At 41.1% G+C, this 11733-nt stretch carries 8 protein-coding genes; 2 read left to right on the forward strand and 6 right to left on the reverse strand.

The genetic code is table 11. The annotated features are described in order from the left end of the window. Positions 1-134: 134 nt before the first annotated feature. The 6 genes from mglC to ACIFOT_RS07675 all read right to left on the reverse strand — a co-directional run bounded on the left by mglC (position 135) and on the right by ACIFOT_RS07675 (position 9184). Positions 135-1157 (reverse strand): galactose/methyl galactoside ABC transporter permease MglC, encoded by a 1023-nt coding sequence (mglC, locus tag ACIFOT_RS07650; protein WP_430063658.1) that lies wholly within the window; start codon positions 1155-1157, stop codon positions 135-137. A gap of 12 nt (positions 1158-1169) precedes the next feature. Continuing rightward, complete coding sequence (gene mglA / locus ACIFOT_RS07655) at positions 1170-2672, reverse strand: galactose/methyl galactoside ABC transporter ATP-binding protein MglA (protein WP_430063660.1); 1503 nt, start codon at positions 2670-2672, stop codon at positions 1170-1172. 348 nt (positions 2673-3020) lie between these two features. After that, positions 3021-4085, reverse strand: coding sequence for a galactose/glucose ABC transporter substrate-binding protein MglB (gene mglB, locus ACIFOT_RS07660; protein ID WP_430063662.1), 1065 nt, complete (start codon positions 4083-4085; stop codon positions 3021-3023). 261 nt (positions 4086-4346) lie between these two features. Further along, positions 4347-6317 (reverse strand): beta-propeller fold lactonase family protein, encoded by a 1971-nt coding sequence (locus ACIFOT_RS07665; RefSeq protein ID WP_430063663.1) that lies wholly within the window; start codon positions 6315-6317, stop codon positions 4347-4349. 13 nt (positions 6318-6330) lie between these two features. Next, positions 6331-8418 carry a hypothetical protein gene (locus tag ACIFOT_RS07670; RefSeq protein WP_430063826.1) on the reverse strand — a complete coding sequence of 696 codons (2088 nt, stop codon included), beginning with the start codon at positions 8416-8418 and terminating at the stop codon, positions 6331-6333. A 145-nt stretch (positions 8419-8563) separates the two neighbouring features. Continuing rightward, a complete protein-coding gene (locus tag ACIFOT_RS07675) occupies positions 8564-9184 on the reverse strand; it encodes a hypothetical protein (protein WP_430063665.1) in 621 nt (206 codons plus the stop codon). Positions 9185-9513: 329 nt separating this feature from the next. Between ACIFOT_RS07675 and ACIFOT_RS07680 the strand changes: the two genes are divergently transcribed. Continuing rightward, entirely contained in the window at positions 9514-10188 is a 675-nt protein-coding gene (locus tag ACIFOT_RS07680; RefSeq protein WP_430063666.1) for a response regulator, read from the forward strand. Positions 10189-10194: 6 nt separating this feature from the next. After that, positions 10195-11598, forward strand: coding sequence for an ATP-binding protein (locus ACIFOT_RS07685; RefSeq protein WP_430063668.1), 1404 nt, complete (start codon positions 10195-10197; stop codon positions 11596-11598). Positions 11599-11733: the final 135 nt, after the last annotated feature.

Here is an 11733-nt window from a genome sequence, read left to right on the forward strand (position 1 = left end):
GGTTCTACGTTACCCAAAACGAGGTCAGGATCAGAATTCAGTCACGTAGCGGGTTTATGTATCTGAACACAAAAAAGGGCGTCCTCCACCGCCGGACAAATGTCCACAAGTGGTGCCTGACACCCTGTTTTTTATTATTTTTTCTTCGCGTGTTTGCGCATGTCGAAAGCGACTGCGACGATGATGATTAGGCCTTTTACGATGAATTGGATGTATGGGCTTACTCCTAGGAACGCTAGTCCGTAGTTGATAACTTGGAAAATGAGAACCCCAGTGATGACGCCAGGAACAGATCCGATACCGCCTGATAGGGATACGCCGCCGACTACGCAGGCTGCGATCGCATCTAGTTCGTACATGTTACCAGTGTTGTTCGTTGCACTGCCAACACGTCCTGCTTCAAGTGTACCAGTTAAGCCGTAAAGAAGACCGGCAATCGTATAAATAATAATAAGATTTTTTGCGACGTTTACACCAGAAACCTTAGCTGCTTCTGGGTTACCGCCAATCGCATACATGTTTTTACCAAGCTGCGTTTTATTCCAAATCACCCAAATAATGATAGAAACGATAATGGCATAAAGAATAAGATACGGGAATTCATATGAACCAACTTTAATTCCGCGCTGGGCAAAGGTTGTAAATTTTTCGCTTAAACCGCCGATTGGCTGTGCTCCATATGGAGGGCGGTCAAAGTAAATCGAAGTTAAACCGTATACACCTATCATCATACCTAATGTAGCGATGAATGGAGGAACGTGAAATTTAGATACAATCACACCATTTAAGGCAGCGATTAGGCCTGTTGCAGCCATTGCGATTAAAATCGGTACAAATAGCGGCAGATCAGGCAAATTAGGATACATCTTATAAGCATAATCGCCAGCCTGCAGCATAGATGCTGAAATAACGGCGGCAAGACCGACCATCCGTCCAGCAGATAGGTCCGTCCCTGCTGTAATCAGGATACCTGCAACCCCAAGTGCAATGATGATCCTTGATGAAGATTGGGCCAAAATATTAATTAAGTTGGTCATCGATAAGAAATCAGGAGATGCAACGACGATACCGACTACCAATAGGATTAAAACTACATAAATAACATTATCAACAAGCCATTTTGATACATTCGATTTTTTTGAAGCTTGCGTATTCATTTCCATCGCCTCCTAATACAAAGCTGCTAATCGCATGATTTCTTCTTGCGAAGTTGAAGACGTCTCCACGATTCCAGCTGCTTTTCCATTACTCATTACTAAAATTCTATCTGTAACCCCTAAAAGCTCTGGCATCTCGGAAGATATCATGATGATGCCTTTTCCGTCTGCTGCTAATTGGTTAATAAGTTGATAGATTTCGAACTTAGCTCCTACGTCAATTCCCCGTGTTGGTTCATCGAGCAATAAAATGTCCGGCTTAGTCAACAGCCATCGGCCGATAATAACCTTCTGCTGGTTACCGCCAGAAAGACTTCCGATTGATGTTTTTTGTGTAGGTGTTTTAACCTTCATTGAATCAATCACCCATTGTGTATCTTCCTTCACCTTACTATCAGACAGGAACGGACCTGTTCGATATTGACCCAAATTAGAAATAATCGAGTTAAAGCTGATGCTTAGCTCTGGAAAGATTCCAGTGGATCTTCGCTCTTCCGTTACAAGGGCAAAGCCATTTTTAATGGCATGCTGCGGTGAATGATTTTTGACCGTCTTACCATGTAATTCAATTGTTCCGGATTTCAAAGCTCTCATTCCAAAAATCGCTTCGACGACCTCCGTCCGTTTCGAGCCTACGAGGCCTGCGATTCCTAAAATTTCGCCTTTTCGGAGTTCAAAGTTCACATCCACAAAGGAAGGCTGCGTTTCTGCTGTTAAGTTAGAAACCTTTAAAATCATATCGCCCGGCTTGTTGATTTTTGCAGGGAAGCGCTGTGATAAATCACGGCCGACCATCAGTTTGATGATTTCGTCAGTCGTTAGTTCTTTCGCGCTTTTTGTCGAAATGTACTGACCATCACGCATGATGGTGACTTCATCGGAAATCTTTAAGATTTCTTCCATTTTGTGCGAGATATAGATGATGGCAACATTATCACTTTGCAGCTTTTTGATGATTTTAAAGAGATGGTTGACTTCATTCTCTGTTAAAGATGAGGTAGGCTCATCCATTACGATGATTTTGGAACCGTAAGAAACAGCTTTGGCGATTTCCACCATCTGCATCTCGGAAACGGAAAGCGTGCTGACCTTGCTGCGAGGGTCGATGTTAATATCAAGACCTTTGAAAATCGCTTTCGTGTCCTCGTACATTTTCTTTTCATCTATAAAAATACCTTTTTTCGTATAACGGCCGAGCCATAAATTATCCATTACATTTTGCTGGCGTACTTGGTTCAATTCCTGGTGCACCATGGAAACGCCGTTTTCAAGCGCCTGCTTCGAATTGACAAAGGAAACCTCTTTTCCGTCGAAAAGAATTTTGCCTTCATCCATCGAATAAATTCCGAATAAGCATTTCATTAAGGTTGATTTTCCTGCCCCGTTTTCCCCCATCAAAGCATGCACCGATCCCGCCTTCACTTTGAGAGATACATTATTAAGGGCGATAACGCCAGGGAATCGTTTCGTTATATTCAGCATTTCGAGTAAATTAGTTGAACTAGCTTCTGCCATGAGCGAACCTCCTCACTTAACCATTTAAAAAATATGAGACCCTGAAAGTTCGTCTCATATCTATTCATTAAAAGTATTCATTTATCAAATATATAGGGCGATGTCCTGCTTCAAAGGGGGTACTCTTTGAAGCAATGCCCCGAACGAAGGAAAAGCAACATCTTTTCCTTCGTTCGAGGAGCGCCTGAGGGCTGAACCCTGGACTGGCGCTTCCGCTTTTCTTACTGTCTAGCTCCAGCGCCTAGGGGCTCGGGGGGTCATAAGCCAATCAGTCAAGAAGCTAAAAAGCAGCCTTCTCGCCGGCTCGTCTTATGCCTGTCGCCCCTGTTCAAGGCGCTTCCGCTTTTCTTACTTATAAGCGTCTTTACCTACTTGGATATTGTCTTTTGTTACTTCAACGTAAGGAACGCGGACTGCTTTCTTATCGTCGAGCTTCCAAGAAGTTCCGTCTAAAACATCCTTGCCTTTTGCAGCGTTCGTAGCAAGCTCGACCGTTGCTTTACCTTGGTTTTTCGCGTCATTTAAGACTGTACCAACCATTTTGCCTTTTTCAATCATTTCAAGTGCTTCCGGAATCGCGTCAACACCTACAACTGGCATGAATTTGTCGCCAGAGAAGAATCCAGCTTTTTCAAGGGAAGCAATTGCTCCAAGTGCCATACCATCGTTATTAGCGATAACGAACTCAATTTTGTCGCTGTATTTTGCTAACCAAGCATCCATTTTCTCAGTTGCCTTTGTTGCATCCCACATAGCTGTATCCATTGCTAATTCTTCAACTTGGATACCTTTTTCTTTTACAGTATCAACGGCGAATTTCGTACGTGCTTCCGCATCTGGATGTCCTGGCTCACCTTTTAGTAATACGTATTGAAGCTTGCCATCTCCATTTTTATCCCATTTAGCTTTGTTCGCTTCCCAAGCTTTTGCAATCAACTCACCCTGGATGACACCTGATTCAGAAGAAGTTGTTCCTACATAGTAAGCTTTGTCATAGCCAGCTAAAACATTGGCATCCGGCTCTTTATTAAAGAAGATTACTGGAATATTTTTTGGTTTCGCTTTGTCAATGATAGTTTGTGCTGCTTTTGGATCTACTAGGTTAATAGCAAGAGATTTCGCACCTTTTGCGATCAATGTGTCCACTTGCTCAATTTGTTTTGCTTGGTCGTTTTGGGAGTCGTTCAGCATTAGGTTTACTTTGCCTTTTGCGGAATTCTCCATCGCACGACGTACATAGCTCATGAAGTTATCGTCAAACTTATAGATGGTTGCACCTACTGCAGGAAGTTTACTGTCTTTGCTGCCTGCAGAATCGCCAGAACCGCTGGTTGAACTGCTGCAGCCTGCAGCTAATAGAATACTAGATGCAATTGTTAATGATAGAACTAAGCCTTTTTTCTTTTTCACCATGTCATCATTCTCCTTTTACTTTTTGTAAAGACTCTGGTAAGCACTAAGAACCTGCTTAACTCAGCCTCCCTGTAAGCCCTTACACATATGTTAGCATCAGGAGTATTTTCGCAATAGTTCAAAACTATAGCACATATTTGTGATTATCTAGACTTTTTTGCAAACGCTTTCTAATGTAAATGTAATATTTGTAAAAAAACACCCACCTCTATGCACCTGCCCGTTAAAAAAAAAACCTGCCGCTTTTACGGCAGGTTTCGACTATTCAATCGATTTAATATATTCGGCAATGGCGTTCACTTCCCATGAAGATAGCTCCGGAATGCTGTTATTTCCATGACGTTCAATTGCATCCTCTATAGTCTTGGCGCTGCCATCATGAAAGTACGGTGCTGTTGCCCACACACCTCTTAGAGTTGGGGTATCAAACTTTTTTCCATCACGCGGGTTTTGATACTGACCGCGTGCATCTCCTTTTGATGGAACATCGAGTTTGCTTCCTGTTCCAATATCATGGAGAAAGTTTGTGTTCCGCTCCGTCAGCTCCCCATTTCCATTCACAGCCTTGCCGCTGTCAGTGAAGAACTCCCCGCCATGGCAGCTTAGACAGTTTCCTTTTCCGTTAAACAATTGTTCTCCTTCTTTGGCTGTGTTTGTTAAACTGCCATCTTTTTTCCGATAAGGACTTTGTGGGGGTGGAAACGAGTTTGGATCTTTCAAAAAAGCCTGGAGCGCATCATACATGTGCTGTACATCTTTAGGTATCGGTTTGGCAGGATCAAGTTCCGTCATGCCTCCCATTTCGCCTTGGACAGTATGAATGTAATCCGTAAACTCATTCCGTGACCCATCCCACAAAAACAGCCCTGTTTCCATCGTCACCACGTTGCTTGGAATATTGCGTGGACCTTTTGCCGTCGTTAACGTTAAGCGATTCATGTCCCCATCGGCATGACACGAGGCACAGCTCATCCAGTTGTTCCCCGTAATGCTTGAAGCAAATTCACCACTGTTGGCACTGTAAAATATTGTTTTACCTTCCCGCACCTCTTTTGACAGAGAATCTTTTTTAATCAGCTTTACAGGTTCCCCTGACATGGTGGCCCGTGCGTATGGGCTGTCTCCCCCTGTTTGAATCGTCGCTAAATTATGACTCATCGCATTATGGATATAAAGTGTCTTTCCATCATTTGAAATGACAATCCCCCGTGGGTTGTCTCCTTTAATGCGGCGCAAAACCTGTGTCGCATTTCCGCCGCGTGTTAAATCAAAGACGACAAGGTCTTCGCTGCCCGACATCACCACATAGGCTTTACTTCCATCCGGCTGAAAGGCTACATCATAGGGATTCGCTACAATGATGGTTTCATTTTTTACATCGCGAATATTCATTTCGTCAAAGAGCTCTTTTCGTTCAGCTACGATTTCTTCATCTTTTTCCAGATCAATAACGGACACTCCAGGAAAAATCGTTTCTTCAAAATTTATAGGTGTATCGATATTCGTTAACAAGTGTGGAACAAACGCCTTTTTCCCGTCAGGCGATATTACAAACTGCTCAAACGTATTCGGAATCCCTTGGCTTTTCTTACGGTCAGGCTGATCCGGTGAATTGGCCAAGGTAATAGTCTTTGTCACTTTGTCTTCCCCTGTGTCGATGACAGAAATATTGCCATCTAAATAATGAGGAACATATAGCTTTTTCCCATCCTTTGTCATGGCAAGCGTTCGAGGACGGTCACCAATTTTTAATTCCTTCTTTACTTCCCTCTCATTTGTATCAATGATAGATAGGGTACCAGACTGATAGTTTGCTACATAAAGTGTATCACCATTCGGGCTTGTGACAAGCCCGAATGGTTGAATGCCAACCTCTATGGAGTCGACCACTTTCCTCTTTTTTGTGGAAATAACGTCTACTTGGTTATCAAATAAACACGATACATAAACATATTGGCCATCAGGGCTTACTGTTAACTGCTGCGGTTGTTTTCCGACCGAAACTTCTGCTTGTATTTTTTTCGTTTTTACATCAAGGATCGATACGGTGTCCACATCTATATTGGCAACATAAAGTGTATCCCCTTTGTCATTTAGCACCATATTATCGCTGTGGACCGCATGGTCGCGATGGACCTCTTTGGTCGTGACCGCCTGTTCCCGCACACAGCTTGCAGCGATAATGGCGGTTACAGATAAAATCGTCAATTGCAAAAGTCTCTTCCAGCTCATAATGTTACCTTCCTTAACGTTTCTTCACTTCTACGTTCACTAAAACAGGGGCAATTCCATATTTCCCGTGTCCTGCCTGTACTTGCGGAACATTGTCTTTGTCGGTATTCCCAAGCTTTTTACCTTCAATATAAGCATCTCCTGTATCCCAGAACTCACTTGCTTGCATTCCTTCCTGTAATGATGGACCGTCAATTACCGTATCGTAAAAAGCAACATAGCGGGAGATAATCGTTTCACGGTCCAGAGCTGAAAATGTCTCTTGATCTCCGTCCGTATTGTATAAATTATTTAAGGCAACACGGAAGACAGCTGATAAAGCCCCTGCTGTCATTGGGTTATATTTCATTTCATCTTTACTTGTGTAATATAAATTTGTTTCTTTATCGAGCATTTTCTCATCCATCGCCTGGTATAATTCACGGGCAGCATCGCGGTACTTAGTTTCTTTCGTTGCTAAGAATGCTCCAGTCAAGCCTCTGATCGCTCCTAGTTGGGCATCTAACGCTGGCTCTGTGTCGTCTTGGCCTTTTCCGATCGTATAGCCGTTTGCAACTAGGCCATCTTCACGTTTTAACTCATTGATGATAAAGTCGGCCTGCTTTTTAATCATTTCCAGAGCACGCTTTCCTTCTTCTGTCTCTAATCCTTTTGCATCCTCACCATTGGCGTATCCGACAGGAAGACCGTCAATCGCGCGCTGGAACATTCTTAGTGCCTCTGTCGTGTATCCGGCCTGGAATGTATCTACATGGGCTCCCTGTGTCTTTCCGTCATGTTGATCGATAAAAGCTCCCGCTTCATTGTTAAAGTGCATGGCATCGATATTTTTAAAGACTTGGAGCAACACATCGCGGTTGATGGAATATGGATCTGACGCTTTTACATCGTTGGCAGCAGATTTGTCCACATTCTCCTTAGCTGCACTTGGAAACGGTTTTCCGTCAAAGGCAGCTAAAAACGCCGGGTTTTGCGCTTTGTTTTCCGGACGCTGATCTGTCATGCCGTAAAATTCGGATGCCGGCCATAACATCAGCCATTGGTCCTGCAGCATGCTTCGTGCATCTTTTACGGTCAATTGTTTGGCGTTTGGCATCTCATCATTGCCGTCTTCCACGACTTCGATTTGGTGCGGTAAATAAACAAAGCCATTAGCCGGATTATATTTACTTCCAGTCCCAGCCGTCAGCTGCTTTTTAGCTGTATCATAAAATAATCCGTCGCGAATGTAGGCCAGCTTGTTCCAAATTTGTTCCGTCAGAATAGCTCCCTGCATCCCATCAGCTGAACTAACCCCCAGTGCGATGTTTGCATCATCATCATCTTTCAGTGATACCGCTTCAAGTTCTTCATCGCTGTCTACTTTATGTAAGCCTCCCATAAAGTCTCCAGACCAAAGCGCCTGCTTCAAGAAGGTTGCTCCATATGCTGACGGATTTAACATTTTTTCCATCTTTGCCCTGCCCCAGCGCAACGTTTCAAAATTCACCTGATACATTGGGACATAGGAGTCATCGTCATTTTCTGCATAAACATTTGTATCCACTTTTTGTATGTAGTGCGGGTCACCGGAGGAATATTCAATTAATGTCGGAAACATATTCCTAAACAACTCATCTTTGGGATATCCGACACTGTCTGCCAGTTCGTAAAAACGTTCACCCAGCATAGCCGGTGCGTCTTTTCCTGCTTTCTTCGCTAATTCCGCAACCGCCGGTCCGTGGATTAAATGTAAGCCCATACCGGATTTCTCCGTCACTTCATACATCGCTTCTTCTGAATATTCATATGATTCTACACCCGCTGTGTAGTCAAATTTGGAAGGCTGATCAAGCTTTCTTGCATCAAGAACATCTAAATCTAAGCCGAGGCCTTCTACTAATGGCTCTCCGGAGAGCTCAAATTCTGCATAAGCAAACATATTCGAAGCTGTATCAAATGTATAATCTGTCACTGGAACAGATACGCTGCTTTTTTTTGTTTTCGTCTCTGCTTTTGTATCTTCTTTGACGGTTGATTTCTCGTTTGAGCAGGCGCTCATTAATAAAAGCGACGAAGCCAATGCCACTGTGGTCATCACTTTCCATGGTTGTTTTTCCATCATCGTTCCTCTCACCCTTCATTTATGCCTCTATATTAGATTTTAATTATTTTTCTATTATCTATTTTTAATTGAGAATAACTTTCATTATCAATTAAAAATAGATTAATTTATGAAATTAAGTCCTTTATCCTATACATTGAATCTATTTATTTAATTGTTCGATCCGCTCATTTTGGGATACCTGAGCTTTTTCAACAGAACTTGCAATCTCGTTAATACTGCCTTGCAAAAGTTTTTTAAAATCGTCTTGAGAATTCCGTTCTATAAATTTAGGGATCGTATGCTCTAACTTGAAATATCGATCCAAGCTAAAACCATACATTTTTCGCCCGCTTAGTAACAATCCAAAGGCGCTTGTATAAAGGGTAAGGCTCATTATATTGATGTTTCCTGAAAGAAGAAAATTTATATGCATAAGGAGACATGACAGAATGGATGGAAGGATCATAAACCCGGCGATGAGAAATAAACCAACCATCACCTGAACGATGGGAATGGTATAATTTAATGCCATCACATGCTTCAAGGCTGCCTCTTCTATAAAAAATTTATAAAACTCAGGTACATTCGGTTTATCTAATGATTTCACCAAGTAATCACTGAGCAATACTCCGGGTTGAGCAAACCAAGAATGTCCAGAAGAACCCCCTTCACCTAAAATTTTCGTTACTCCCGCTAATAACCAGCCTATCCCAAATAGAATACGCATTAAAACAACTAAATGATGAAAAACGTATTTTCCAAAATTATTTTGATTTTGCACCTTAAAGCCCCCCAGATTATATATATAAACAGGAAATCGGTAATGATAATCATTATCATTTAATTTACTAATAGCGATATGTTACAAAAAAAATCTTAAAAACTATTTAAGGAAAAATTAAAAAAGTTTAATGATTTAAAGTTAATGTAAGTAAGTTCAGAGATAAAATAAACGCGCTTGAAGAAGAGAAGCTGTCAGCAGATTTTTCTATGGAAACGATTTCCCGATTGACCAAAATAGAGTATCAATTTAAGATATTGTTAGCAACTTATTGATAATGATTATCACTATCGACATATAAAAAGAGTAATTTTGTTGGGGGAAATGGGATGAGGTTGTTATTGGTTGAAGATGAGACAAAGGTAGCCCGTTTTATATCGCAAGGATTAAAAGAGCACCATTATGTTGTAGATGTAGCGAACGATGGTGAAATGGCATCCGAGCTTGCTTATGCAGAAGATTATGATCTTATTATTATGGATCTTATGATTCCGAAGAAAAATGGAATGCGGTTGATAAAGGAACTAAGGGTGAATGGAAGAAATGTCCCTATACTTATTCTAAGTGCTAAAGATTCCGTGGCAGATAAGGTGGAGGGACTCGATTTAGGGGCAGACGATTATATGACAAAGCCTTTTGCTTTTACGGAATTATTAGCTCGTATACGGTGTCTTTTAAGACGACACCAGGAAGTGTTGTCACCTCTTTTACAAGTAGCCGATTTGACGTTGAATCCTTCTACTAGAGAAGTGACTCGCGGGGGACACCATATATTCCTATCCAATAAGGAATTTGCTATTTTGGAATTTTTCATGAGGAATGCCGGTAAGATTTTGTCTCGAACATTAATTCTGGAACGTGTGTGGACGGATGCTTACAACATAGGAACGAATGTAGTTGATGTTTATATTAATCACTTAAGAAATAAAATCGACAAAAACTTTGATATAAAACTAATACAAACGGTTTATAGTATTGGTTATATGATCAAGGGTGAAGAATAAACCATCATGAAATTTTTAAAAAGCATCATATGGAGAATTTCATTTTGGCATTCAATTATGTTTATTTTCATTTTATTCCTATTTAGCGGATTCTTATATTTTACATTTTCTGAAATGGTTACCAAAGAAGTCGATTCGCTGCTGACCCGAGAACTTGGTTTGATTGCCTATTGTTTGGAGGAAGAGGATTCATATTCTAAAATCGAACACCATATCAATCGATTGCCGAGTTTTGAAAGGGTAAACCAAGAATCGATCTATTGGCAAATTGAAAATGAACGGGGGCAAATCATTGCAGAATCTAGCAATTTGTACGGTCAACGCATCTACGATTCAGAAACTTTAAAGAAGATGGACGAGAATACCTTCAGCTGGGACCCCGAGCTAAATGGAATACCGCTTCGTGCAATGTCCATGCAACTGATATCACATAATGAATTAACATACAGAATCACAGTTGCTACAAACGACAGGATCCGGCATTTCGCCATTGATCAGTTACGGAACATTATTATCATCTGCAATTTTGTATTCCTAGGAATATCGATCATGATGGGATGGCTGATTTCGAAAAAAACGCTGAAGCCTATTCATCAAATCATCAGTACGACGAATGCCATTACTGCAGCGAGTTTGCACGAACGGATGCCTATTGAAGGGCCAGAAGATGAATTGCAAGACTTATCAAAAACGCTGAATGGCATGATTGACAGACTAGAAGGCTCTTTTACTCAAATCCAACAGTTCACTTCGGACGTCTCCCATGAACTTCGCACTTCCTTAACAATAATTCGAGGAGAACTAGATGTGGCTTTGAATAGATCCCGCTCTGAAGAGGAATATAAAGATGTCCTATATTCTGTTTTAGAAGAGGTCATCTATTTATCTGATATGGTAGAAAAATTCTTATATTTATCAAAAAATACCTCGAATTCAAATCTGATAGAACGAAAAACAGTTGACGGAATACTCTTATTCCAACAAGTTAGACATCATTTACGAACATTGGAAATAAAAAAACAGATCGAATTACATCTTCAAATACCTGATCCATTCTATTTGTATGGGGATGAAGATCTTTTACGAAGATTATTTATTAACTTGATTGAAAATGCTCTTAAGTACACCCCAGAAGGCGGCATAATAGAAATAAAGGCAAACAGGAAGGAAAAATTTATTTATATTAATATCATTGATAATGGAATTGGGATTTCAGAGAAACACTTGCCTTTTATTTTTCAGCGATTTTACCGCGCGGACGAATCACGGACAAGAAGTCAAGGGGGGACTGGATTGGGATTGGCTTTGTGTAAATGGATTGTTGAAGTTCACAAAGGTACAATTGAGGTTCACAGTAAGCCGGATGAAGGAACTAGTGTAATAGTAAAGTTGCTTGCTGAATGCCAATAAAAATCGAGTAGGAGGGACGACTCCCCCTTTGTTTTCCTGTTAAAAAGATTAGACCAATCCCAAGATGGGAATTGGTCTTTTAAATAACCCCTATTAATCTCGGATAAAGACGTTTGTTTGATCTATTTACCTCAG

The sequence above is a fragment of the Neobacillus sp. NRS-1170 genome (assembly GCF_050468025.1).

Coding starts and splice junctions, on each gene's coding strand:
- mglB (WP_430063662.1), bottom strand. CDS start 4,085: ATGGTGAAAAAGAAAAAAGGCTTAGTTCTATCATTAACAATTGCATCT.
- mglA (WP_430063660.1), bottom strand. CDS start 2,672: ATGGCAGAAGCTAGTTCAACTAATTTACTCGAAATGCTGAATATAACG.
- ACIFOT_RS07670 (WP_430063826.1), bottom strand. CDS start 8,418: ATGGAAAAACAACCATGGAAAGTGATGACCACAGTGGCATTGGCTTCG.
- ACIFOT_RS07685 (WP_430063668.1), top strand. CDS start 10,195: ATGAAATTTTTAAAAAGCATCATATGGAGAATTTCATTTTGGCATTCA.
- ACIFOT_RS07680 (WP_430063666.1), top strand. CDS start 9,514: ATGAGGTTGTTATTGGTTGAAGATGAGACAAAGGTAGCCCGTTTTATA.
- mglC (WP_430063658.1), bottom strand. CDS start 1,157: ATGAATACGCAAGCTTCAAAAAAATCGAATGTATCAAAATGGCTTGTT.
- ACIFOT_RS07665 (WP_430063663.1), bottom strand. CDS start 6,317: ATGAGCTGGAAGAGACTTTTGCAATTGACGATTTTATCTGTAACCGCC.